The sequence below is a fragment of the Ruegeria sp. CH11 genome, from assembly GCF_056537105.1.
Genome location: NZ_JBQFQX010000015.1, coordinates 1 through 24,006, shown reverse-complemented (window position 1 = coordinate 24,006; position 24,006 = coordinate 1). Strand labels below are relative to the sequence as shown.

Here is a 24,006-nt window from a genome sequence, read left to right as displayed (position 1 = left end):
GACAGAGCGTGAAAAAGTGCTTAAGCGCTTATCGGCGTCCCTCGCGCAGCCAACCCGCGACCAAGAAGCCACCGGCCAGCAGCAGCGCCAGCCATGGCGGCAACAGTCCCGCTTGTGTGACATCGCGGGTTTCATAGGCATCGCGCGGGGTCAACCCGATCCACCCGCGCCCTGCTGCAGGACGCCCGGCACGCACATTGCGCAAGGCGGGCAGGCCCTCTTCGACGCGGATCGCGCCGCCGCGCAGACCGGACAGCACCGGGTTCAGAATCTCGTCCGTTGCAATGGTCCGCTCGAACTCTTTCGGGGCGGCGGGACCCAAGCCGATCACTGCGGAATGATCACCTTCTTGCAAGCGATAGAGACCGATTTCGGGTCCCACATACAAAGCCTCGAACCGACCCGGAGAAACCTCGCGCAGCTCGACATCAAGCGTTTCACCGTTGGGGCGCGTCACGGTCACCGGCCCGACCTCATCACCCAGTGTCTGACGGATGATGCGCATGGATTGACCGTTGGCCTCGGCCCACAGTGCCTCTTCTTCCAGCTCGGGTTCCTTCATCATCCAATGAGCCAATCGGCGCAGCAACTCCAACTGGGGGCCACCGCCTTCAAATCCACGGCTCCACAGCCAGGCATGATCCGAGGCCAACAGTGCCACACGCCCTTCGCCCACGCGGTCCAGAACCAATAGCGGACGCTCATCGACACCGGTCATCAATACCTCGCCCGAGCGGTGTTTGACATCGATCTGCCGCAACCATGCGCCCCAGTCTTCGGACGTGCCCAGATCAGTGGAAACCGGGTGCCTGTGACCCAGATCGGTCACCATAGGCACAAACCGCTCTTCGATCACGCGCGCGGTGGGCTGCGCAGGCAGCATCGAAGCCAGCGGCGACCGAAAAATGCTGTCGGCGGTGGCAAAGTCCGGTCCGGCCGCGACCAGCACAGCACCGCCGTCGTTGATGTAGTTGGTGACGTTGTCCAGGTAGATCGCGGGCAGAATGCCTCGTCGCTTGTAGCGGTCAAAGATGATCAGGTCGAAATCGTTGATCTTTTCCAGAAACAGCTCGCGCGTCGGGAAGGCAATAAGCGACAATTCGTCCACCGGCACCCCATCCTGTTTCTCGGGGGGGCGCAGGATGGTGAAATGCACCAGATCAACGGAACTGTCGGATTTCAGCAGGTTGCGCCATGTGCGGCCACCCGGATGCGGCTCACCCGAGACCAGCAGCACGCGCAGACGGTCGCGCACGCCGTTCATCTGGATCAGAGCCGTATTGTTGCGGTCGGTCAGCTCTCCCTCGGCCTGCGGGACCGAGAACTGGATGACATTGCGCCCGCCATGGGGCAACACGACCGGCAGTTCGACATCCACTCCGATGGGGATCGTGAACCGTTCGGGCGCGGCCCCGTCCACCGATATCTCCAGCGGTGCGTTGGCTGCCCCAACCGGGGCCGCACCGCTGTCTTCCACCCGCAAGGTCAGCGTGATCGGTTCGCCAATAATGGCAAAGGCCGGGGCGTTGCGGACGATCAGCCTGCGATCCCAGTCCTCGGCCCGGCCGGTCTGCAACAGATGCATCGGCGCAGGCAGATCCGGGGCCTGATCAACGTCGTGCACCAACCCGTCCGAGATCACCAGAATACCGGCGATCCGGGCGCGTGGCTCTTCGGCCAGCGCCTCGTTCACCGCCACCATCACCTGTGTACCTTCGTCTCCGTCACCATCACCCACCTGGATACGGCGCAGTTCGGTGTTGTCGCGCGCCTCGATCCGGGCGGCCAGATCATCGGCAGTCTGCCGAGTCTGCTCGGCACGGTCCGACAGGGTTTGGCTGGCGCTTTGATCCTCGATCATCAGGACGATATCGGTCAGCGGGGCGCGATCCTCGACCTGATAGACCGGACCGGACAGCGCGGCGAGCACCACCAGGGCCGCAAGCCCGCGCAAGGCCCAACCCGACAAGCCGCGCCACAACGCCAAGACCACGCCGCTGACCGCAAGCGCGGCAACAGCCAGCAACAGCGGCCAGGGGACCAGTGGATCGAAGATGACGGTTCCTGTCATTGTCCCAGCCTGTCCAGAAGGGCGGGCACGTGGACCTGATCGGACTTATAGTTCCCGGTCAGGACGTGCATCACCAGATTTACGCCAAATCGGTTGGCAAGCTCGCGCTGCCGTTCGCCCGCATAGCCGCGCCCAACCGGCAACAACGCCTGTCCGTTGCGGTCAACCGCCCAGGCTCCAGCCCAGTCATTGCCACCAATGACGACAGGCGTGACGTTGTCGTTGAGATTGCGGAACGGCATCCCTTCGATCTGTTCCGCATCCAGCGGCGCGGATTCCACCCAGACGCCTGCGCCAGCATAGCGGCCCGGGAAATCCTGTAGCAGATAGAATGCCCGGGTCAGCACGTGGTCATTCGGAACAGGCTCTAACGAGGGGATATTCAGGGGCGCTGCGAGTTGCTGCAATTTGCGGCCATTGGGGCTCGATGCACCAAATTCGGCGATATCGGCGTCGCGCGTATCGAACAGGATCATGCCGCCCGAGCGCAGATAGGTATTGAGCTTGGCATAGGCTTCGACCGACGGCTGCGGCTGATCCGGTGTGATCGGCCAATAGAGCAGCGGGAAAAAGGCAAGCTCATCCCGTTCCAGGTCCACGCCAATTGGGTCGGCGGGTTCCACCGAGGTCCGGAAGTGCAACGTCTGCGCCAGTCCGCGCATCCCGGCCAGCGCGATATCGTCGACCTCGCGATTGCCGGTCAGAACATGGGTCAGAACCAACTCATGCGTGGCGTTCAAGGCAAAGTCGATGTCGTCAGCGTTCTGCGCCCGTGCCTCTGGCACAATCAGCAACGCGCCCAGCGCAACCGCTGCCGCCCGCACCATGCCAAGCCGACCTGACAAGGCAAGCGAAGCGAGTACATCCACCGTCAACAAGATCAGCGCAAGGCTCAACAACAGTCCGCCAATCGGAGTTTCTGTGCTGACCTCCTGCCCTTTGATCGGCACGCCAGGCGGCCAGACCGCAGGGTTCAGCACCGCCCCTTCGGACAAGACGTTCAGGGCCAGCTTTTCCTTGCCGCTTTCGTACAACCCGGGGCGCAGTTCGGGCCCAATTTCTCCGCCGATCAATTGCGCACCGTCAACGCCGGGCAGGCTGCCCGCATCAGACAGGGTTCCGAACCCGTCCAGAATCTGTATCGGCTCCCACGTGGTGCCTTGCAATTGCTCTTGCTGTCGTGATTTCGCCGCCGAGGCGACTGCAAGACGATCCAGCATCTCAACGAACAGCCCTGACAGCGGAAGGCTGGACCATTCTGCATCGGCTGTCACATGGAACAACACAACCTGCCCCAGCCCAAGGGCCTTGCGCGTAACGAGCGGCGTGCCGTCCGAAAGCGAGGCGATCACCCGATCCGCCAGATCCGGATCCGGTTGCGCCATGACTTGCGTTGTCACGCTTACATCCGCCGGGATTTGCAGCCCAAAGAACGGCGAGGTCTCGGTGAAGGGGGCCAGCCCCTTGGCCTCGCCCCAGCTCATGGCGCCGCCAACCGACCGACCACCGCTGCGCAGGCGCACGGGCAGCAGTATGTCCTCTTCGTCACGACCAAGATCGCTGGCGGCCATACGGGGGCCGGCAAAACGCAGTAACAACCCGCCCTGTTCGACCCATTCGACCAATGCGGCCTCTTCGCTGTCGGCCAGCGTTGCCACATCGGCCAGTACGATCACATCCGGGTTCGCGGGCAGAACTTCCAGCAGCCCACCATCCACAAAATCTGCGGTCGGGCTCAGAACCTGGGTCAGGTAGTGCAGCGGCGATAGCAGTTCCAACCCTTCGCGATTGAGCGTTCCGGCAATCAGCGCCACCTCGCGTCGGCGCAGACTGTCATCGGTCAACGTGATTGCCCCGGCGGATCGCTGTCCCTGTATCTCGAACCGGGTGATCCGGGCACGCAGTTCCGAGGGCAGCGCCAGATCAATTTGCGCCTGTGTCGCGCCGTCTTCGAATGCCATTTCGACCGATTGCAGCACTCTCATCGTGCCCGCAGGGTCGCGGCCCTGTGCCAGGACGGTGACGCCCGCAGCAGGGCCGGGTTCGGCCCGCGTTGCGCTCAATTGAATGACACCGTCCTGATAAGCTGCGGGCAAGAGCGCCGTCACCGAAGCCGCCGCCCGATAAACCGTCACATCGCCGCGCGCTTGCAACGCCGCAAGCACCTGATCATGGCCGGGATAGTTCAATCGGTCGCTGAACCAATGGGTGTCAAAGCCGCCTTCGACCTGATTTAGAGCCTGAATTGACTGTGCAACCTGCGCTTGGGTCGGTTGCCACGCTTGCGGTGTCAGACCTGGCAATCGCCCGCGCCAGGCTTCGGCGGCCTGAAAGATCGGGGCCTCGGGTTCGGTCAGGCGCAGGATCGAAACCGGGCGGCCCGCGCGGCCAGCCTCGGTCAGTTGCGCGTCGATCTGGTCCAGAACGGTTGGCCAGCGGGTCGCGCCCGCCCAGCTGGCATCCAGCACCAGCAACAACGGTCCGGATCCGGTCTGATCGCGTGACGGGTTCAGGACCGGCCCGGCCAACCCGATGATGATCGCCGCCGCCGCCAGCATCCGCAGCAACAGCAGCCACCACGGCGTCCGGTCCGAGACGCTTTCGTCGTCTTTCAGTCCCAACAGCAGCGTCACTGCCGGGAACAACCGTCGGATCGGCGCAGGCGGGACCGCGCGCAGGATCAACCACAGGACGGGCAGGGTCAGAAGACCCAGCAGCACCCAGGGCGCGGTAAAGCCGATGCCCGCAAGAACCGTCATCGCGTTCCCCCGTCCAACGCCCGGTAGAGCCACAACAGCGCGTTCTGTGGGCTTTCAACTGTGTGGTGCAGGCCCATTTGCCAACCGGTCGCACGGCAAAGCGAGGTCAGCGCGTCCTTGCGCCGGGCAAGGCGGTCCAGATAGCGGTCACGCAGATCCCCGGCCTTCAGCGTTTCATGACGGGCGGTGCCGCCGACGCTTTCGAATATGGTGCGTCCGCGATAGGGAAAGGCTTCTTCGCTGGGGTCCAGCACTTGAAGCAGCACGCCACGCACGCCGCGGTCGGCTGCCTTGGTCAGCGCCAGTTCAACCTCGTCCAGCGGTCCCAGAAAGTCCGATATGAAAACAGCGCGGGAATGCGGGATCATTGCCTTGTGCTCGGGCGGCGCGTAATCGGCCTCGGAATCCTCGGACCACGCGTCAGCCAGACGCACGATCTGCGCGTTTCCGCGGCGCGGCGGCAAGGTTGTTCCGGTCAGGCCGACGCGCTCGCCGCCGCGCACCAGCAGGATCGCGGTCGACAGGCCAAGCAGGCGCGCCCGGTCCGCCTTGGTCGGCAAGGACTTTTCCGACGCAAACCGCATCGAGGCCCCTTGGTCGACCCACAGCATGATGGATTGCGCGATCTGCCATTCGCGTTCGCGCACAAATTGCTGATCTCCGCGCGCCGACCGACGGTGATCGATCAAACGGCGACTGTCGCCGATCTGAGCCGGGCGGTATTGCCAGAAATCATCGCCCAACCCGGCGCGACGGCGACCGTGATCGCCCAGCAAGACAGTCCCTGCCAGATGCTCGGCCCGCGCCAAGAGCGGCGGTAGCCGGGATGCCTCGGCCTCGGACCTTTCGCGAAGGGTCAGCGCGGCATTCACGCCGCGGCCTCGGTCCGGACCAGCCCGGCAGCTGTGGAGTCGATGAGTTCAGACAGGCTGTCGCCCCGCGCCCGTGCGGCAAAGTTCAACGCCATCCTGTGGCTGAGAACGGGACGGGCCATATCCAGGACATCCTCGGCATTGGGGGCCAGACGCCCCTGCAGCATCGCCCGCGCCCTGACCGTCATCATCAACGCCTGCGCCGCGCGCGGACCCGGGCCCCAGGCCACGGTTTCGGCAACCCGCTCGGACGCGCCGGGCTCATCCGGGCGGAAGGCGCGGACCAGATCGAGGATCAGTTCGACAACCGATTCACCCACCGGCATGCGGCGCAGCAGGACCTGTGCCGCCAGCAATTCGTCTTTGGTGAAAATCTGATGCGCCTCGTCCTCTTCAACACCTGTGGTGGCCAGCAGAATATCGCGCTCGGTCTGGCGATCGGGGTATTCGACATCGATCTGCACAAGGAAACGGTCCAACTGCGCTTCGGGCAGCGGATAGGTTCCTTCCTGTTCGATGGGGTTCTGCGTTGCCAGAACGTGGAACGGAATCCCCAGCGAACGGTCTTCGCCCGCAACGGTGATCGTGCGTTCCTGCATCGCCTGCAGCAGCGCCGATTGCGTACGCGGGCTTGCGCGGTTGATCTCATCCGCCATCAGCAACTCGCAGAAAATCGGACCGGAGATAAAGCGGAAATGGCGGCTGCCGTCATCAGCGGTATCCAGCACTTCGGACCCCAAAATATCAGCGGGCATCAGATCCGGCGTGAACTGGATGCGATTGCCATGCAGCCCCATCACGGTCGACAATGTCTCGACCAGTCGCGTCTTGCCCAAACCCGGCAGACCGATCAACAGCGCATGTCCACCGCACAACAATGCGGTCAGCGTCAGGTCCACGACCCTCTCTTGTCCGATAAAGCGGCGCGTGATCGAGGATTTTGCCTCTTGAAGCTTGTTTTCCAGCGCCTCGATCTCGGCGACAAGCTCGGCTGGTTCGGACATGAGGTTCCCTTCCGTGGACTGTTATGGTTGAAGTGTATCGCGCTGACAGGAAATGGCAAAAGCAATGAGCGGACAAATCCCTGTGAAACCCTCGCCTGACGGGCTGGCGGCATCGCTCAACGCGGCCAAAACGACCGGTTTACCGCCTGTTGACCAATGGAATCCCCCGTTTTGCGGCGATCTGGACATCAAGATCGCAAAAGATGGTCGCTGGTCTTATTTAGGGTCGCCGATCACCCGGTTCGAGTTGGTAAAGCTATTTTCCTCAATTCTTAAGAAAGAAGGCGGGAAATACTTTCTGGTCACCCCGGTTGAGAAGGTGGGAATCACCGTCGAAGACGCGCCTTTTGTGGCCGTCGACTTTGATCAGGCAGGAACCGGAGACAGGCAGATGCTGACATTCACCACGCAAGTGGGCGATACAGCACTCGCGGGGCCGGACCACCCTTTACGGATTGTCATCGATCCGGAAACAGAAGAGCCGTCGACCTACATTCTGGTTCGCGCAAACCTTGAGGCACGCCTGGATCGCAAGACATCTTACCGACTTGTGGAGGCGGGGACGCATCATGACGGCTGGTTCGGTATCTGGTCGGGTGGCGTATTTTTTCGCCTGATTGCTTCGGACCAGATGCAGGGCGACTAGGCCACCTTCCGCGCCGGGCGCTCTTGCGCCAGAACAACGGCAAATGCAACGATGCCTGCCCCCACGGCGCGGGTCCAGTTCCAGTCTTCACCCAACACAACCATGATGACCATCACGTAGAATGGCGCGATGTTGATGTGAAATGAGGTCAGCGCCACACCCAACCGACCCACGGATGAAATGAACAGAATCTGGCTGAAACCCATGGCAACCAGTGCATAGATTGCCAGCATACCGGCCTGCTGGGCATCAAAGGCCGTCGCGGGCATGACATCAATGCCCAGCTGCGCCGACAAAAAGACCAGCACCGCAGCCATCACCAGTCCTCCGGTGAAGGTAATCGTGGTCCGTCCGATCACGCTGAGTTCAGGAAAATCGCGGGCCGTCGCCATGCTGGCCCAGCAAAACAGCGCTGTCGAGGCGACCACGCACAGCGCACCCAGCCCCAACTGGGCCGGCGCCAGCGCGCTGGTGGCGATCACGCCTCCGACAATCGACACAAGAACGCCCAGCGCAAAGTTCCAACGCAAGCGCCGCGTGCCTGCGGCAAGTTCCAGCAATGTCGCCACCAGCGGTGCGCAGGATGCGATAATCGCGACGGTCACGGGATCGGTCAGCTTTTGGGCCACAATCAGCAAAAGCATGCCCAGACCCATGCCAAAGCCGCCCACTTTCAGCGCGTGCCCCCAACGCGCGGACAGAATGCGGCGCGGGCCATCGATCAAAAACCAGATTGGGACCATGACAACCACAAACAGCGCCAACCGCGCCAGCAGCAATGCCACCGGAGGCCAGGTTTGCAACAGGATCTCTGCCGCCGGAAAACCCGCTGCCCAAGTCAACATCGAGGCAACCGCCAGCCCGTTGCCGGTCAAGGCGGAACTGCGTCCACCAGACATACCGATTGTGGTCCCGCGAACGGGGTCAGGGCTCATCGCCATCGAAGTCAGACCTTCTGCTGAAACGGCGCACAAAAAATGATTCGCCGCATTTCCAGCACCTTCGCCGATTGCGATCTACCGATCTGGTCGATTTTCGACAATCTGTCGTTTTCTGTCTCTTTTGCACAAAACGGCCTGCGGCTAAGCTCGGGCCACGGATCACGAAAGCCCCGCATGCCCAGATTTGCCGCAAATATCTCGTTGCTTTTTGCCGAGCTACCTTACCTCGACCGGTTCGCCGCCGCTGCGCAGGCGGGCTTTGACGCGGTCGAGATTCTGTTCCCCTATGACCTTGCCGCGAAAGAAACCCGCCGCGCCCTGTTGGCCAACGGGTTGGACCTGGTTCTGATCAACGCACCGCCCCCCAATTATACCGGCGGAGAGCCCGGGTTTGCCGCGGTGCCGGGGGGCGAGGCGCGGTTTCAGACCGATATCCGCCGCGTCCTGCGATACGCGCAGGTCCTGCGGCCCGGTCTGATCCACGTCATGTCGGGCAAGGCGTCGGGACCTGACGCCTTCGACTGCTTTGTGCGAAACCTGCAATGGGCCGCTGATCACGCTCCTGCCCGGCGTTTTACGATCGAACCGCTCAACCCGGTGTCACAGCCCGATTACTTTCTGAACGATTACGAACTGGCGGCGGAAGTTCTGGACCGGGTCGATCGGCCCAATGTCGGGCTGCAATATGACAGTTTTCACGCAGAAATGATCCATGGCGACGCGCAGCGGATATGGGATCAATATCGTTCGAGAGTTGTGCATGCGCAGATTGGATCAGCGCCCGACAGGTCCGAACCCGGTCGTGGACGAACCAATTTTGCGCAACTGTTTCAGGCCATGGATGAAAGCGGCTATGCCGGTTGGGTCAGCGCCGAATACACACCTTCGACCCCGCAAACCACCGCCTCGCTGGACTGGTACGCACGGCGGTAACAGTATCCTTACTGGAAAAACGCGCCAAATTCCCGCACATGGACGCAACGAGACCGCAAGGATTCCAAGGATGATACCCAACCGCTACGCCCAAGCCCTGTTCGGCCTGATCATGTCCGGCTTGATGTCCTGCATCGTCACCGGGATCGCAACGCTGAAAGCGGTTGGATTGGGCGCGTCGACGCTAGCGGACTGGATGGCGTCCTGGGTGTTTTGCTGGCCGATCGCCTTTGTGGTCCTGCTGACCTGCGGCCCGGCGGTGAAACGGCTGGTCGGGCGTCTGGTCAGGCCACAGGACTGACCCGCTGCGAAGAGGGCCCGGCGGGCCTGATGAGCAGCGCCGCTAGTGCGCCTCGGCCCAATTGGCACCCTGCCCCGCATCCACGCTCAGCTTCACATCCAGCTTTACGGCCGGGTCGGACGCACCTTCCATGACATCACGTGCCACATCGATGATCTGATCCACCGCGTCCTCGGCGACTTCGAACAGCAATTCGTCATGAACCTGCAACAGCATCTTTGCGGGCAACCCCTCGATGGCATCCGGCATCCGTACCATCGCGCGCCGGATCACATCCGCCGCGGCTCCTTGAATCGGAGCGTTGATCGCGGCCCGGCGCGAAAAGCCTGCATGCGGCCCCTTGGCATTGATCTCGGGCGTATGGATTTTGCGTCCAAACAGCGTCTGCACATAGCCATGCTCTTTGGCAAAGGCGACGGTATCATCCATGTATCGGCGAATGCCCGGAAAACGCTCGAAATAACGGTCGATGAACCCCTGCGCTTCGGCCCGTGGAATGCGCAGGTTGCGCGCCAGACCAAAGCCCGAGATGCCGTAGATCACACCAAAGTTGATCGCCTTGGCCTGACGGCGGATATCAGGCGTCATCTCGTCCAGCGGCACGTCAAACATTTCGGATGCGGTCATGGCATGAATGTCCAGACCATCGGAAAATGCCTGCTTCAGAGCCGAAATATCCGCGATATGCGCGAGAATGCGCAGCTCGATCTGGCTGTAATCGAGGCTGACAAGTACATTGCCCGGTTCGGCGATGAACGCCTCGCGAATGCGGCGGCCTTCCTCGGTTCGCACCGGGATGTTCTGCAGATTCGGATCGGTCGAGGCCAAGCGCCCAGTGTTCGCACCGGTGATCGCATAAGACGTATGAACCCGGCCCGTGTCGGGGTTGATATGCGTCTGCAGCGCGTCCGTGTAGGTCGATTTCAATTTCGACAACTGCCGCCAGTCCAGCACCCGGCGGGGCAGTTCGTGTTCGGTTGCAAGGTCTTCCAGAATATCCGCGCCAGTCGAGTATTTCCCGGTCTTGCCCTTCTTGCCGCCTTCAAGCCCCATCTTGTCGAACAGGATCTCGCCCAGCTGCGCGGGCGATCCTACATTGAAATTCTCACCCGCCAGTTCGTGGATTTCAGTCTCTAACCCGGCCATTTTCTGCGCGAACGCGTTCGACATCCGGCTGAGGACATCACGGTCGACCTTGATGCCGTGCATCTCCATTTCTTTGAGAACGGGCACCAACGGACGTTCAAGCGTTTCATAAACCGTTGTCACCTGAACCTGATGCAGTTGCGGCTTGAACAGTTGCCACAGGCGCAGCGTGATATCCGCGTCCTCGGCCGCATAAGCGGTCGCCTCGTCAATCGGAACCTTGTCGAAGGTGATCGCCGACTTGCCCGAACCCAGCAACGGTTTGATCGGGATCGGCGTGTGGCTCAGATACCGCTCGGAGAGGGTATCCATGCCATGCCCATGCTCGCCGCCATGCATCGCATAAGACATCAGCATCGTGTCATCGATGGGCGCGATCTCTACTCCGTAGCGGGCAAATATCTTGGCATCGTATTTCATGTTCTGCCCGATCTTGAGGATCGACGGATCCTCAAACATCGGTCTTAACAGGTCCAGAGCCTGTTCCAGTGGCATCTGCCCCTCGGCCAGCGCATCGGTTCCGAACAGATCATCCGTTGCGCTTTCACGATGAATCAGCGGGATGTAACACGCCTCGCCCGGCTCAACGCACAGTGATATGCCAACCAGATCAGCGATCATCTCATTCAACCCGGTGGTTTCGGTATCCACGGCGACCCAACCCCGTTCATACGCCTGATCGATCCACTTTTGCAGCGCCTCCGCATCCCGAACGCATTCATATTTCGAAGCATCAAATGGAATGGCCTCGGCTTCGGGTTCTGCCTGAGCAGCGGGCGCTTCGGGGATGACAGGCGAGTCAACGCCCAGCTTGTCGGCAATGCGCTTGGTGAGTGTTCGGAATTCCATCTCGGCCAGAAAGCCCATCAATGTATCCGGCTCAGGGTCTTTCACCTCCAGATCGTCCAGCGTGAAATCCAGCGGTGTATTTTCGTCCAGCTGCACCAGCTTTTTCGACAGTTCGATCTGGTCGCGCTTTTCGATCAGCGTCTGGCGGCGCTTGGGCTGCTTGATCTCTTCGGCACGGTCCAGCAACGTTTCCAGATCGCCGTATTCATTGATCAGAAGGGCCGCGGTCTTGACCCCAATCCCCGGCGCGCCTGGCACGTTATCGACACTGTCCCCGGCCAGCGCCTGCACATCGACCACACGTTCCGGGCCCACTCCGAATTTATCGAACACACCATCGCGGTCGATGCGCTTGTTCTTCATCGCATCCAGCATCTCGACCCCGTCGCCGACCAACTGCATTAGGTCCTTGTCAGAGCTGACGATGGTCACACGCCCGCCCGCTTCGCGCGCCTGCACGGCCAGCGTGGCGATGATGTCGTCGGCTTCATACCCTTCAAGCTCTTTGCAGGCGATGTTGAACGCTTTCGTTGCCTCGCGGGTCAGCGGCATCTGCGGACGCAAATCCTCTGGCATCGCCTCACGATTGGCCTTGTAGAGATCATAGAGGTCGTTGCGGAACGTGTGCGAGCCCTTGTCGAAGATCACCGCTACATGGGTCGGCGCGTCTGGCCCTTCGTTCCCTTCGACGTATTTTTGCAGCATGTTGCAAAAGCCCGACACCGCCCCGATCGGCAGCCCGTCGGATTTTCGCGTCAGAGGTGGCAGCGCGTGATAGGCCCGAAAGATAAAGGCCGATCCATCGATCAGATGCAGATGACACCCTTTTCCGAAACTGCTCATGCGCGTTCTCCCTGTCGGTCAGGGATGGTTCTGCCACAGGGTCGGACGGGTGGCCAGTCAAGAACGTGGACTAGCCGCCAAAGAGGCCCGAGAAAGTCTCGGTGAAGAAACCCGAAAAGCTGTTCAGCAGGGCCATGATGACCAATACGCCCAGCAACGCAAAAAACGCCATGGCAAAGAACTGGAACAATATAGCCCCGGCCCCGATCACGATGCCGGCGATGGCGGGGCGCATCCTTTCATGCCGCAGCAGACCGATCGCGGACAGTATGATCGCCACACCGGCCAGCATGGCCACGCCGATGCGCAGGTAGTCGTCAAGATCACGTACGGGTGCAACCGGGTCAGGTTGCTCAAGCCCAGCGGCGGCGCGCAAAGTGGACTTGCCGATCTCGGCAGCAAGCTCTCCCAGCGACACGCCCGCAGATTGCTGTGGCGCAAAGGGTCCGGCCCAGAACACGAACAACGCCGCCATCAGCGAAGCCGCTGCAACCACGAACCCAAACCAGCCGAAGACGGGGCTGTTACCGTTATTGGTTCTTGCGTCAGTCATCGTGCACACTCATTCGGTTTCAGCCGGGGCCTAGCACCAAATCGCGGCAAGACTGAGGCAGGTCTACCCTGTTGCGGGCTGGTAGAGCCACCGCGACAGCGTGACCGAAAACGGCAAAGGAACCCAAAGTCCGAACCGGATATCGGCATCGCGCAGAACCTGCCCGATCCAGACATTGCAGGTGCGAAACAGATCGAAACGTCCATTGGCGGCAAAAAACCGATCGGTTGCGGAAAACCCTGCGACCGGCAACGGCAGCAGATCCCCCTGATCCGACCGGGCGAAACTGGCATCGACCGCCTCCAGAAACCGGGCGAATTGCGCCTCGGTCATTTCGATGCGCGGCAAGTCGAGGTCAGGCCGCAGGGGGCCGAACGCGTCAACTCGCAGAACCGATTGATCTCCGGTCAATCCTTTCAGAACCGCCGTGATGGTCACGTCGGCATAGGTGCCGGCAGTCGTGTAGAATTCGCGCGCACCCCACCCGACCATCACCCATTGCATCCGGGGCTGGTCGACCGGCACCCCAGCGCGCCGCAGATCGTCAAAACGGTTTCGCGAGGCAGGGGTCAGCGGAATGAGAAAATCATAGTGGATGGGGCCACGAACGAGCAAAACCTCAACCCGGTCGGTTCCGGTTGCTCTGGACCCGTTGCCGGGGATGACCGCACCAAGCACTGCGGCCAAAACGTAAGCACCTATTGGGGCAAACACACACAGGGCAACGCGCAGCCCCGCTTTGCGCATTTAACCGGCCTCGCGCCCTTTCAGCACGTATTTGCAGTCGCAATAGGGGCACTCGACCCAGCCGGTATCTTCGGGGATCTGCAACCAGACGCGGGGATGACCCAATGCGCCTTCACCGCCATCACAGGCAACACGGGCGGTTTCGACGACTTTGGTTTCCGGCGCTTCGATGGTCACGGCTGGCGATCCTTCTGCGGTTGTCGGCCTCGCGGGCATGTATTAGGTGCGTTTATGAGCGATGCGCAAACAAGGGGCAAGTCTCGGATGAGCGATGCGGCAATCTGGATCGAAGGGCTGCGCAAGACCTATCGCGGCAGCAAGGGCCAGCCCGAGAAGCAGGCGTTGAAGGGTATCGACCTGACGATTCCGCGCGGCTCGGTCTTTGGGTTACTGGGGCCGAACGGGGCCGGTAAATCGACTCTGATCAACATTCTGGCCGGTCTGGTGGTAAAGTCTTCTGGTCACGTGTCGATCTGGGGCTTCGATCAGGATCAGCACCCGCGCCGGTCTCGCGCTGCCATTGGCGTGATGCCACAAGAGCTGAATCTGGACCCGTTCTTTACCCCGCGCGGCGCGCTAGAGGTGCAGGCGGGCCTTTACGGGGTGCCCAAGGCACAGCGCCGCAGCGACGATATCCTCGAACTGGTTGGTCTAACCGACAAGGCCGAAGCATATGCGCGCACCTTGTCGGGCGGCATGCGGCGGCGCTTGCTGTTGGCCAAGGCGCTGGTGCATCACCCCAAGATTCTGGTGCTGGACGAGCCCACGGCAGGTGTGGATATCGAATTGCGGCAGATGCTCTGGGCCAATGTGCGCAAGCTGAACCAACAGGGCATGACCATCATCCTGACCACGCACTATTTGGAAGAAGCACAAGAGATGTGCGACGAAATCGCCATCATCAACCATGGCGAAAAGATCGCGCAAGACAGTACCGCCAACCTGTTGGGCCGCATGGACAGCCGCACCATGGTGATTGTTCCGGACAGTCCGGTCACAGAGATGCCTACCGCCCAGGGCGTCGAGGCAGATCTGCGCGACGACGGCAATCTTGTTCTGCGCTATCATGGCACCCTAACCAGCGCCGAGCAGGTCCTGGAATCGGTGCGCGCGGTCGGCATTCGCATTCGCGATGTACGGACCGAAGAGGCCGACCTTGAAGATGTGTTCCTGGCGCTGACGTCGCAACGCGCAGATGACCCACTGGTAGACGATCACGATCTACCGCGCCGGGGCATACATCGGGTCAAGCTTTAGACCCGGTCGATCCGCGTCTGATAGCAATTGTTGCGCGCCGACCGGACGTGGATATAGGCGATATCCGGGCGGGCAAATATCTCGGCGACCCGTGAGGCAATCGCGTCCGCCGGCGTGATTGCCCCGGTGCCATAAACAATCCTGTCATCCGTGCCATAGCCCTTGATCAGATAGTCCGGCGAGGTGGTCAAAACCTCAGGCAATTCCGCGCCGTCATACCTTTCACATGGTTTGGCGCACAGAAAGATCGGGCCGGTTTCAGCATAGGGATGTGTCTCTAAGAAAGGGCGATGCGCCAAAATAAGCATCTCTTCCCCGTCGGGGATGTTCTGCAAGCAATGGCGGCAGGGGTTGCCGGCACCGGTTGAAACGGCGCGTTCCGGACAGGCACCGTATGCATCCGGGCCACCGGCCTGAAGGGCGCGAACTTCGGCTGTGTGCAATGCTGTAATCTTGATCATATCGGGTCTCCTTTTCCTCGACCCTGCCCGTACAAATTTCTTTAGGCGACCCGTATCCTGCGCAATAAGATCAGAGCAAAGCTGAACCTGGAACAAGAAGGCTCGGCACGATGAAACGCGACAAATCCCCGCCTATCACCGAAAGGCTCAACCGGATATTGGCCTTGAACACAGCCAACCACCGAGGCCTCGATGACAAGACCCGCCCTGCCCCCTCGCTTTCCAGCCACGCCAGCGCAGATCAACGCACAGGTTCGCGCCTTTTACGCCCGTGTGCGGCAGGACGCGGTGCTGGGCCCGGTATTCGCGAAGCACGTCAACGACTGGCCAGTGCATGAGGAGAAGATTGCCGCCTTTTGGCGCAATGCCATTCTGTTCGAGCGCGGCTATGACGGCAATCCGCAGCGGGTCCATATCGAACGGCCTGACGTCCGGCCCGAGTTCTTTGCCCACTGGCTTGATCTGTTCGAAGAGGTGGCCACACAAACGTTGCCGCCCGAGACTGCTGTTCCCTGGGTCGCGCTGGCCCGGCGCATCGGCGTTGGCATGAAGGCGGGTGTGCAATCCGCGCGTCAGCCCAAGGACGCGCCACCGATCCTGCGATGACCCTGGATCATGGCAGGTTTGACATGTTAGCGGTAAAATAGGGGCTATTCGCGCCCTCAAAATGGGTTTACTCAAAGGCACGTCAGCCGAACGAAACCCGCGCTGCCATGGCAAAGCGCCAGCACACCGATACATGTTCCGAGGCCACAGCGATGAGCACTCAAAACACCACCCTTCGGGGACTTGGCTTTGCGTTTCTGGGCTTTGCCGTGTTCGCAACCCATGATGTCCTGATCAAAGTGCTGGGCGGAACCTACTCGGTATTGCAGATCATCTTTTTTGCGACACTGTTTTCCTTTGTGCCCATGGCGGTCACGATCCTGACCGATCGCAAGACCGGTAACTTCCTGCCTCACCATCCCTGGCTGGTCCTGCTGCGATCCGGCCTGATGATCGCAGCGATGTCCTGCGCTTTCTATGCCTTCTCGGTCTTGCCGCTGGCCGAGGTTTATTCTCTGCTGTTCTCGTTCCCGTTGATCGTCACCGTACTGTCGATCCCGATACTGGGAGAGGTCGTTCGCGCCCAACGCTGGGCTGCGGTCGGCGTTGGCCTGATTGGCGTGCTGATTGTTCTACGGCCAGGCGCGACCGACATCACGCTGGGCCATATTGCGGCTCTGACAGCCGCGTTTTGCAGCGCGTTTGCGTCGGTGCTGGTGCGTAAGATCGGGAACGAGGAACGCTCGGCCGTGCTGATCCTCTACCCCATGCTACTGGCCATCTTGGTCATGAGCGTGGCGCAACCCGCCGTGTATCAGCCGCCTTCGCTGCTGCATCTGGGCATGATGGCGCTGGTCGGGGTGTTTTCGGTGATCGCGCAACACCTGATCATTATGGCCTACCGCGCCGCGCCCGCCGGTGTCATTGCGCCCAGCCAGTATAGCCAGATCATCTGGGCCACTTTGTTCGGCATGGTGTTCTTTGGCGAACACCCCGACGCCTGGGTCGCGGTCGGGGCCAGTGTGATCATTGCTTCGGGCGTCTTTGTGGTCTGGCGCGAAAGCCGGTCGAACACCACCTCGGCCAACACGCCGGTTCTGCGGGTACGATCGCCCCGAACAGATACCGGGGCGTCGCGACCGGGGGAGTAGCACCAAAGAAAAACGGCGCGCAGTTTGCGCGCCGCTAGTGATTTTCGTCTGTATCGGGTCTTAGTAGACAACCACAGACCGAATGCTCTCGCCCCGGTGCATCAGGTCGAAGCCTTCGTTGATATCGTTCAGGCCCATGGTATGGGTGATCATCGGATCGATCTCGATCTTGCCCTCCATGTACCAGTCAACGATCTTGGGCACATCCGTGCGGCCGCGCGCGCCGCCGAATGCAGTGCCGCGCCAGGATCGGCCGGTGACCAGTTGGAACGGGCGGGTCGAGATTTCGGCCCCTGCAGGTGCCACGCCGATGATGATTGATTCACCCCATCCCTTATGCGCCGATTCAAGCGCGTCGCGCATAACGCCGACATTGCCGGTGGCATCAAAGGTATAATCCGCGCCGCCCTTGGTCAGGTCGACCAGGTAGGGAACCAGATCGCCTTCAACCTCAGTCGGGTTCACGAAATCGGTCATGCCAAAAGCCGTCGCCATGTTGACCTTGGATGGGTTCAAATCAACACCAACGATCTGGTCTGCTCCGGCCAAGCGCAGCCCTTGAATCACGTTCAGACCGATGCCGCCCAAACCAAACACGATGGCACGGCTGCCGATCTCGACTTTGGCGGTGTTGATCACTGCGCCGATGCCGGTGGTGACGCCGCAGCCGATATAACAGATCTTGTCGAAGGGCGCGTCCTCGCGGACCTTGGCCAGCGCAATCTCGGGCAGGACCGTGTGGTTCGAGAACGTCGAGCAGCCCATGTAGTGCAGGATCGGGTCGCCATCCAGAGTCGAGAACCGAGACGTTCCGTCGGGCATCAGCCCCTGCCCCTGCGTGGTCCGGATCGCCTGACACAGGTTGGTCTTGGGGTGCAGGCAGTATTCACACTCGCGACATTCCGGGGTGTAAAGCGGGATCACGTGATCGCCCGGCTTCACGCTGGTCACACCAGGGCCGACCTCGACCACAACGCCCGCACCTTCATGGCCCAGAATTGCAGGAAACAGGCCCTCAGGGTCGGCACCCGAAAGGGTGAATTCGTCGGTATGGCAGATGCCGGTGGCCTTGATCTCGACCAGAACCTCGCCCGCCTTGGGGCCTTCGAGGTTCACTTCCATCACTTCCAAAGGTTTGCCCGCCTGAACGGCGACGGCGGCACGGGTACGCATGGCTCACATCTCCCTGTCACTTTTCCCCGACCCTGCGTCAAATACAGGGTGTTTTCAACTGTGCTTTCATGGCAGGCTCGCTAAATAATTGATATTGCAGAAACGACATTGTCAGAATGAGGAACGCCAATGCACCGATTTATCCCGATTCTGGTCCTCTTGGCGGCCTGTGCAGACACCAGCATTCCTTTGGACGAAGCCTCTGCGCCCGAGAATGCGGCAGTGGATCTGGCCTTTTGCAAAGGCGAGCCGTTTGCCGGGTCCGTGGGCCAGCCGGTCTCGACCATTCAGGCTGATCTGCCTGAACGGTCCCGCGTGCTGGGCCCCGATGACATTGCCACGCAAGACTACCGAATTGATCGTCTGAACGTTTATGTGAACGGTGCCGGGATCATTCAACGCTTGACCTGCGGATAGGCACGCCGGCAGCCGTTCGGGGACATTTCAACTGACTAGAGTCTACTTTCCGCGATAGACCAATATGTCGGGCAGATAGTCGATCAAACGCAGCAGCCAGGAAAACGGGGCCGGGAAATCGGTTCGAAAACGGCGACGGGACATCGCCCTGACCACATGCTTTGCCGCGTCCTCCGGTGACATAAGCATGGGCATCCTGAAATTGTTCTTCTCGGTCAGACGGGTCTTGATAAAGCCCGGATTGACGATGCGAACCGTCACGCCCGTACCCGCCAGATCATGCCGCATGGTTTCCGCCAGAGAAATCAGTGCTGCCTTGCTGGCCCCGTACCCGATGGCCGCGGGCAACCCGTGATAGCCCGCCAGCGATCCGATCAGCGTGATGTCCCCACTCCCGGCCTTTACAAATCCCGGGACTGTTTCGCCCAGAACCCGTAGGGCACCGGTATAGTTGACGTCGCTCATGGCAAGGGCGGCTTCGGTCGCCCATTCGCTCGCGCGCATGGGTTCATAGGCGCCTGCGTTGTAGACAAGGCCGTCGACCGGACCCACGTCAGCCACCGCCGCGCGGACCGAGTCCAGATCGGTCACATCGCAGCGTACCGCGCGCGCATTCGGCAAAGTCGCGCAGATCTCGGCCAGTCGCGCGCTGTTTCGCGCCGACAGGATCAGATGCGCGCCCTGATGGCCAAGGGCCTCGGCCAACGCACGGCCCAGACCTTCGCTGGCGCCGATGATCCAATAGGTTTTGCCGTCAAAGCTGCTCATAGATGGCGGGTCCAGTCCTTATTCATAGCTTTTTACGACGTCGAACCCGCATCGGATCACCCGGCGCCAACACCGCTCGCGTCCGTTGACCCGACGTCACAACATAGTGCATTCGGAAAAAATTTCTAACACGATTGATCCAACTCGGCCCTCTCAGCGTATCCTGTTGTAAAATGTCACATAACGAGGCTTGAATGTTCGACGAAACCCGGGGCGTACGCAAGAAAATCGCAGTAGTTGGTGCAGGTATTTCTGGTCTGTCGGCGGCGTATTATCTATCCGAAAATCACGATATCACTGTCTATGAGGCCGAACCCCGTCTCGGCGGTCACGCGCGCACCGTGATGGCGGGCAGGAATGGGGACCAACCGGTCGATACCGGGTTTATCGTTTTCAACTATGCAACCTACCCGTATCTGACCAAGCTGTTCGACGCGTTGGACGTTCCGGTCACCAAAAGCGAAATGAGCTTTGGCGCGACTATCGACAATGGCCGCATAGAATATGGGTTGAACAACCTGCGAACGCTGACGGCGCAGAAACGCAACCTTGCGCGCCCCGCTTACTACAAGATGATCGCCGACATCCTGCGGTTCGGCAAAGAGGCCCCGGATGCCGCCAAGGATGACGACACCACGATCGGAGAGCTGGTCGACCAGCTGCGTCTGGGCCACTGGTTCCGTCACAACTATCTGATGCCGATGTGCGGTGCGATCTGGTCAACGCCGGTCGAGTTCGTGGACCAGTTCCCGGCCCGATCGCTGGTGCAGTTCTTCCGCAACCATGCCCTTTTGGCCAGCGGTCGTGCGAACCAGCATCAGTGGTACACAGTCAAGGGCGGCAGCATCGAGTATGTCCGCCGGATCGAGGCCGCCTTGAAAAGCCGTGGATGCGACATCCGGTTGGCTGCGCCCGTTGATACGGTGCAGCGGCACGATCTGGGGGTCACCGTCTGCAGTCAGGGCCGCGCCGATTTATTTGACGAGATCATTCTGGCGACGCATTCCGATCAGTCGCTGGCGATTCTCGGCAACAACGCAACGGTGGCCGAGCGCGACGCGCTGGGCGCGATCCGCTACCAGCCCAACACCGCCATCCTGCATTGCGACCCGAACCAGATGCCGCGTCGGCGGGCTTGCTGGTCCAGCTGGACCTATCGGTCGCAAAAGGGCAATGTTGGGGTCACATATTGGATGAATCGCCTTCAGAATATCCCCGACAGTGACCCTCTGTTCGTGACCTTGAACGCGTCATCCGACATTGCCGCCGACAAAATCTATGATCAGGTCGAATTCGCCCACCCGGTCTTTGATCAGGCCGCGCTGAAGGCGCAGGGACAGATTCGCGCGATGCAGGGCCAGAACCGAACCTGGTTTGCCGGGGCCTACAACCGGCACGGATTTCACGAAGACGGGATTGCCAGCGCGATGCATGTCGTCGGTCTGCTGAACGGCACCTCGCACAGTACCGGAGTTGACAATGGCACTCTTGGCAAAGACCGCGCCATCGCTGTTCCGGCCGAGTAGGCGCAGCTGGCACGTCGTCCTTTTCCTACTGGTTTTGCTGGTCCCTGGTGGGGTTGCGGCCACCCCGCTCTCGGACGAATTGGATGATGCGCAGCTACGCGGCAGCGCAACCTTTCGGTATCTGGGCCTGCCGATCTATGACGCGAAGCTCTATACGCCCGGCGGTGCGCCATTCAGCTGGTCCGAGGATTTCGGGATTCAGCTGACTTATCGCAAAAACCTGAAGCAAAAGGCGCTGGTTGAATCAACGCTTGATGAAATAGCGCGGCAGGGAAATACCGCGCCGACGCAAGCCCAGCTTGAACAGTGTTTTCAGCCGGTCAGCAAGGGCGACAGCTATCTGGCCATATCGGAAGGGCCAAACAAGGTCGGGTTCTGGCGCAACGGGCGCAAAACCTGCACCCTGTCCAACCCCGGTATCAAACAGGCGTTCATGTCCATTTTTCTGGGCAGCAACACCCGATCCGCATCTTTTACGCAAAAGCTGAAAGGTCAGTGATGCTGTATCCCCGGGTCAGTCTCTATGCACTGATGCTCGCGGCGGCGGGGATACCGCTTTATATTCACCTGCCGCGTTTTGCGGCCGTGAATCTGGGTATCAGCCTCGGCGTCATCGGTACCGTGCTGCTGGTGATCCGGCTTGTCGATCTGGTGCAAGACCCGCTGATCGGGTGGGCAATCGATCGCTGGCCGCGGGGGCAAGTGTTTTTTGCCACGTTGGCTGCGCTGGGGCTGGCGGTCGGGTTTCCGCTGCTGTTCGCATTGCCTCAGGGTGCAAGCATCTTGTCTCTGGTGGCGATCCTGATCCTGCTGTTTTCTGCCTACAGCCTTGGAACCATCCTGCTGTATGGCCGCAGCGCAACTTTGGCCAAACGGCCCGAGCCAAAAGAGTTGATGACACTGGCCGCCTATCGCGAGGGCGGACAACTGACCGGTGTGGTCCTTGCCGCCAGCGCCCCGGCGCTGCTGGTTGCGCTCGGGGCGCGTGCGCAGGGCTATCCTGCATTTGGCATCTGTCTGGGCGTTTTGGCCATTCTGACTATCGTGCTGACTTTCCCGATCTGGCGACGCACACCGATCACCGGCGAGGGCCTGTCCTTTGCTGGCCTTGGGCAAGCCGGGGCACTGCGCCTTTTAGCCCTAGCACTGGTAAACAGCCTGCCGGTCGCGATCACCTCAACCCTGTTTCTGTTCTTTGTTGAAGATCGGCTGCAATTGCCGGGCAAGGCCGGCCCGCTGCTGATCCTGTTCTTCCTCAGCGCCGGGGCCAGCGTGCCGTTCTGGGCGCGGCTAAGCAATCGAATTGGGCCGAAACAGACTCTGATCATCGCCATGCCGCTGTCCATTGCGGGGTTCATCGGTGCCGCCATGTTGCCCGCCGGAGAGCTTTTGGGCTTCGCCCTGATCTGCCTCGCCTCGGGTGCGGCTCTGGGGGCCGATATGGTGGTGCTACCCGCCATGTTCTCGGTTGTCCTGACCCGCGCGGGACTGAACGCATCAGCCGCATTTGGGATTTGGTCCTTTGCTGGCAAGCTGGGCCTTGCGCTCGCTGCCTTTTTCACTCTGCCGCTGCTGGAACGCAGCGGTTTCACACCCGGTCAGTCCAATTCGGCACAGGCGCTCGAGACACTCAACCTCGCCTATGCCGTCCTGCCCTGCATCCTGAAACTGGGCGCGCTTGGCATGGTCCTGACCCTACCGACCGAGGTAACCGCGAAATGAGCCTTCTTGCTATCCTCCTTCTTGCCCTTTTGGCGCTTGCAATTGCCCGGGGTCGTTACCTGAGCTTCCGCGCGCAGGCGCCGACTGACTATTCCGGCACCGGGCCTGCGTTCTCTCTCAAGAAACATCTGAACGGAGAGATTCTGTCCGAAGGGCTGATCTATGGCCCCAATGGCAAGATGTCGAACAGCTTCGTCGCCCGGATGGTCGGCGAATGGGACGGGAACAAGGGCACGCTGGCGGAATATTTCACCTATTCGAATGGCAAGCAGATGACCCGAAAGTGGTATCTGACGCTGGGCACCGGCAACACGTTTACGGCCACGGCAGATGACATCGTCGGCGAGGGCAAGGGTGTGATGTCCGGCGCAACCGTCAAGCTGACCTATCGAATCATCCTTCCCGACGATGCCGGTGGCCATACGCTGAACGTGACCGACTGGATGTACCTGACCGAAAACGGCGCGATCATGAACCGGTCCGAGATGCGCAAGTTCGGCATCAAAGTCGCAGAGCTTGTTGCCACCATGCGTCCGGCGCCCGAGATCAAACCGATGCATCTGAACGGTGCCAACGGCCACGACGCCGACGCCGTGCCAAGGGCGCTGCAATGACGATCCGGCGTGTCCTGATCAGCCTTGTCGTTGTCGCGGGTCTGGCGGCTTTGGCCGCCTGTTCTGCAAAACCGCGCGTCCCCAAGACGTTCCTGTCGGACCGGCAATTGAATCTTGAAGAGTTCTTTGAGGGTAAGACGGTCGCCTATGGCCAGTTTCAGGATGTTCTGGGCAACGTTCCCCGCAGGTTTAGAGTCGATATTGACGGTACCTGGGACGGCCAGACCCTGACGTTGGTCGAAGATTTTGTCTATGATGACGGCGCAACCGAACAACGTGTCTGGACCCTGACCAAAACCGGCGAAGACAGCTGGATCGGCACCGCTCCGGGCGTGTTGGGAGCCGCAACCGGGACCGAACGCGGTGATACGTTCAACTGGAAATACAAGATCGACCTGCCCGTCAAAGATGGCACCATGCGCGTCAATTTCGATGACTGGATGTGGTTGCTGTCCGATGACCGATTGCTGAACCGGGCTTATGTCTCGCGCTTTGGGTTTCGGCTGGGCGAAGTCATTTTGTACTTCGAAAAGAAGTAGCCCCTGATCAGACCGATTCCGGCCACGCCCAGATTGCGTATTGACGCATTTGAGATTCTCGGGCACTCAATTCGTCGATGGTTCTTTCGGTTTTGTCCGAGGGATGAAAAGGGAATACGGTGCGACCTCGAGTGTCAAATCCGTGACTGCCCCCGCAACTGTAAGCG

Annotated in this window: 24 protein-coding genes and 1 riboswitch; of the genes, 12 read left to right on the top strand and 12 right to left on the bottom strand. The window is 60.7% G+C overall.

Annotation, left to right across the window (positions count from 1 at the left end):
- Nucleotides 1–28: 28 nt before the first annotated feature.
- The 4 genes from ACR0LX_RS18340 to ACR0LX_RS18325 are packed head-to-tail and all read right to left on the bottom strand — an operon-like array spanning nt 29 to nt 6,706.
- A complete protein-coding gene (locus ACR0LX_RS18340) occupies nt 29–2,071 on the bottom strand; it encodes a hypothetical protein (RefSeq protein ID WP_480784959.1) in 2,043 nt (680 codons plus the stop codon).
- A complete protein-coding gene (locus ACR0LX_RS18335; RefSeq protein ID WP_480784958.1) occupies nt 2,068–4,830 on the bottom strand; it encodes a DUF4159 domain-containing protein in 2,763 nt (920 codons plus the stop codon). The genes ACR0LX_RS18340 and ACR0LX_RS18335 overlap by 4 nt, the downstream gene beginning before the upstream one ends.
- Nucleotides 4,827–5,702 carry a DUF58 domain-containing protein gene (locus ACR0LX_RS18330; RefSeq protein WP_480784957.1) on the bottom strand — a complete coding sequence of 292 codons (876 nt, stop codon included), beginning with the start codon at nt 5,700–5,702 and terminating at the stop codon, nt 4,827–4,829. The genes ACR0LX_RS18335 and ACR0LX_RS18330 overlap by 4 nt, the downstream gene beginning before the upstream one ends.
- Nucleotides 5,699–6,706, bottom strand: a complete 1,008-nt coding sequence (locus tag ACR0LX_RS18325) for an AAA family ATPase (protein WP_480784956.1) — start codon at nt 6,704–6,706, stop codon at nt 5,699–5,701. Before ACR0LX_RS18325 ends, ACR0LX_RS18330 begins: the two co-directional genes overlap by 4 nt.
- 64 nt (nt 6,707–6,770) lie before the next feature.
- Here ACR0LX_RS18325 and ACR0LX_RS18320 point away from each other — a divergent pair, with 64 nt between their 5' ends.
- A complete protein-coding gene (locus ACR0LX_RS18320) occupies nt 6,771–7,352 on the top strand; it encodes a DUF1285 domain-containing protein (RefSeq protein WP_480784955.1) in 582 nt (193 codons plus the stop codon).
- Here ACR0LX_RS18320 and ACR0LX_RS18315 read toward each other — a convergent pair.
- Nucleotides 7,349–8,293, bottom strand: coding sequence for a DMT family transporter (locus ACR0LX_RS18315; RefSeq protein WP_480784954.1), 945 nt, complete (start codon nt 8,291–8,293; stop codon nt 7,349–7,351). The two genes, ACR0LX_RS18320 and ACR0LX_RS18315, sit on opposite strands and share 4 nt — an antisense overlap.
- Nucleotides 8,294–8,467: 174 nt before the next feature.
- On the opposite strand from ACR0LX_RS18315, the gene ACR0LX_RS18310 reads away from it, so the two are divergent.
- Complete coding sequence (locus ACR0LX_RS18310) at nt 8,468–9,226, top strand: hydroxypyruvate isomerase family protein (RefSeq protein WP_480785018.1); 759 nt, start codon at nt 8,468–8,470, stop codon at nt 9,224–9,226.
- A 70-nt stretch (nt 9,227–9,296) separates the two neighbouring features.
- Nucleotides 9,297–9,527 carry a DUF2798 domain-containing protein gene (locus ACR0LX_RS18305; RefSeq protein WP_480784953.1) on the top strand — a complete coding sequence of 77 codons (231 nt, stop codon included), beginning with the start codon at nt 9,297–9,299 and terminating at the stop codon, nt 9,525–9,527.
- 42 nt (nt 9,528–9,569) lie between these two features.
- On the opposite strand, the gene polA is transcribed toward ACR0LX_RS18305, so the two are convergent.
- The 4 genes from polA to ACR0LX_RS18285 all read right to left on the bottom strand — a co-directional run bounded on the left by polA (nt 9,570) and on the right by ACR0LX_RS18285 (nt 13,842).
- Nucleotides 9,570–12,365 (bottom strand): DNA polymerase I, encoded by a 2,796-nt coding sequence (polA, locus tag ACR0LX_RS18300; RefSeq protein ID WP_480784952.1) that lies wholly within the window; start codon nt 12,363–12,365, stop codon nt 9,570–9,572.
- A gap of 70 nt (nt 12,366–12,435) precedes the next feature.
- Entirely contained in the window at nt 12,436–12,918 is a 483-nt protein-coding gene (locus ACR0LX_RS18295) for a hypothetical protein (protein ID WP_480784951.1), read from the bottom strand.
- Nucleotides 12,919–12,981: 63 nt separating this feature from the next.
- A complete protein-coding gene (locus tag ACR0LX_RS18290; protein WP_480784950.1) occupies nt 12,982–13,665 on the bottom strand; it encodes a TIGR02117 family protein in 684 nt (227 codons plus the stop codon).
- On the bottom strand, nt 13,666–13,842 hold the full coding sequence (locus ACR0LX_RS18285; protein WP_480578234.1) for a zinc-finger domain-containing protein: 177 nt from the start codon (nt 13,840–13,842) through the stop codon (nt 13,666–13,668).
- An 87-nt stretch (nt 13,843–13,929) separates the two neighbouring features.
- On the opposite strand from ACR0LX_RS18285, the gene ACR0LX_RS18280 reads away from it, so the two are divergent.
- Nucleotides 13,930–14,922, top strand: coding sequence for an ABC transporter ATP-binding protein (locus tag ACR0LX_RS18280; protein ID WP_480785017.1), 993 nt, complete (start codon nt 13,930–13,932; stop codon nt 14,920–14,922).
- Here the strand turns inward: ACR0LX_RS18280 and ACR0LX_RS18275 are convergent.
- Complete coding sequence (locus ACR0LX_RS18275) at nt 14,919–15,383, bottom strand: DUF1203 domain-containing protein (protein ID WP_480784949.1); 465 nt, start codon at nt 15,381–15,383, stop codon at nt 14,919–14,921. The genes ACR0LX_RS18280 and ACR0LX_RS18275 overlap by 4 nt on opposite strands.
- 192 nt (nt 15,384–15,575) lie before the next feature.
- Between ACR0LX_RS18275 and ACR0LX_RS18270 the strand changes: the two genes are divergently transcribed.
- Both ACR0LX_RS18270 and ACR0LX_RS18265 read left to right on the top strand, forming a co-directional pair.
- Nucleotides 15,576–15,989, top strand: coding sequence for a group III truncated hemoglobin (locus tag ACR0LX_RS18270; protein ID WP_480784948.1), 414 nt, complete (start codon nt 15,576–15,578; stop codon nt 15,987–15,989).
- Nucleotides 15,990–16,141: 152 nt separating this feature from the next.
- Nucleotides 16,142–17,080 carry a DMT family transporter gene (locus ACR0LX_RS18265; protein ID WP_480578243.1) on the top strand — a complete coding sequence of 313 codons (939 nt, stop codon included), beginning with the start codon at nt 16,142–16,144 and terminating at the stop codon, nt 17,078–17,080.
- Between the two features lie 60 nt (nt 17,081–17,140).
- Here ACR0LX_RS18265 and ACR0LX_RS18260 read toward each other — a convergent pair whose 3' ends face one another.
- The gene (locus tag ACR0LX_RS18260; protein WP_480784947.1) at nt 17,141–18,253 is read right to left on the bottom strand and encodes an S-(hydroxymethyl)glutathione dehydrogenase/class III alcohol dehydrogenase; all 1,113 of its coding nucleotides are present in this window, start codon (nt 18,251–18,253) and stop codon (nt 17,141–17,143) included.
- A 129-nt stretch (nt 18,254–18,382) separates the two neighbouring features.
- Here ACR0LX_RS18260 and ACR0LX_RS18255 point away from each other — a divergent pair, with 129 nt between their 5' ends.
- Nucleotides 18,383–18,670, top strand: coding sequence for an I78 family peptidase inhibitor (locus ACR0LX_RS18255; protein WP_480578248.1), 288 nt, complete (start codon nt 18,383–18,385; stop codon nt 18,668–18,670).
- A gap of 42 nt (nt 18,671–18,712) precedes the next feature.
- Here ACR0LX_RS18255 and ACR0LX_RS18250 read toward each other — a convergent pair whose 3' ends face one another.
- The gene (locus tag ACR0LX_RS18250) at nt 18,713–19,438 is read right to left on the bottom strand and encodes an SDR family NAD(P)-dependent oxidoreductase (RefSeq protein ID WP_480784946.1); all 726 of its coding nucleotides are present in this window, start codon (nt 19,436–19,438) and stop codon (nt 18,713–18,715) included.
- A 194-nt stretch (nt 19,439–19,632) separates the two neighbouring features.
- Between ACR0LX_RS18250 and ACR0LX_RS18245 the strand changes: the two genes are divergently transcribed.
- From ACR0LX_RS18245 to ACR0LX_RS18225, 5 genes are read left to right on the top strand one after another with little or no spacing between them, the layout of a single operon-like run.
- Nucleotides 19,633–20,964, top strand: a complete 1,332-nt coding sequence (locus ACR0LX_RS18245; protein WP_480784945.1) for an NAD(P)/FAD-dependent oxidoreductase — start codon at nt 19,633–19,635, stop codon at nt 20,962–20,964.
- Nucleotides 20,918–21,463 carry a hypothetical protein gene (locus ACR0LX_RS18240; protein WP_480784944.1) on the top strand — a complete coding sequence of 182 codons (546 nt, stop codon included), beginning with the start codon at nt 20,918–20,920 and terminating at the stop codon, nt 21,461–21,463. Before ACR0LX_RS18245 ends, ACR0LX_RS18240 begins: the two co-directional genes overlap by 47 nt.
- Nucleotides 21,463–22,686, top strand: coding sequence for an MFS transporter (locus ACR0LX_RS18235; protein WP_480785016.1), 1,224 nt, complete (start codon nt 21,463–21,465; stop codon nt 22,684–22,686). Before ACR0LX_RS18240 ends, ACR0LX_RS18235 begins: the two co-directional genes overlap by 1 nt.
- A complete protein-coding gene (locus tag ACR0LX_RS18230) occupies nt 22,683–23,300 on the top strand; it encodes a DUF3833 domain-containing protein (protein WP_480784943.1) in 618 nt (205 codons plus the stop codon). Before ACR0LX_RS18235 ends, ACR0LX_RS18230 begins: the two co-directional genes overlap by 4 nt.
- The gene (locus ACR0LX_RS18225; RefSeq protein WP_480784942.1) at nt 23,297–23,839 is read left to right on the top strand and encodes a DUF3833 domain-containing protein; all 543 of its coding nucleotides are present in this window, start codon (nt 23,297–23,299) and stop codon (nt 23,837–23,839) included. Before ACR0LX_RS18230 ends, ACR0LX_RS18225 begins: the two co-directional genes overlap by 4 nt.
- 61 nt (nt 23,840–23,900) lie before the next feature.
- A riboswitch (cobalamin riboswitch) is annotated at nt 23,901–24,006 on the top strand. This riboswitch is flagged as partial in the annotation.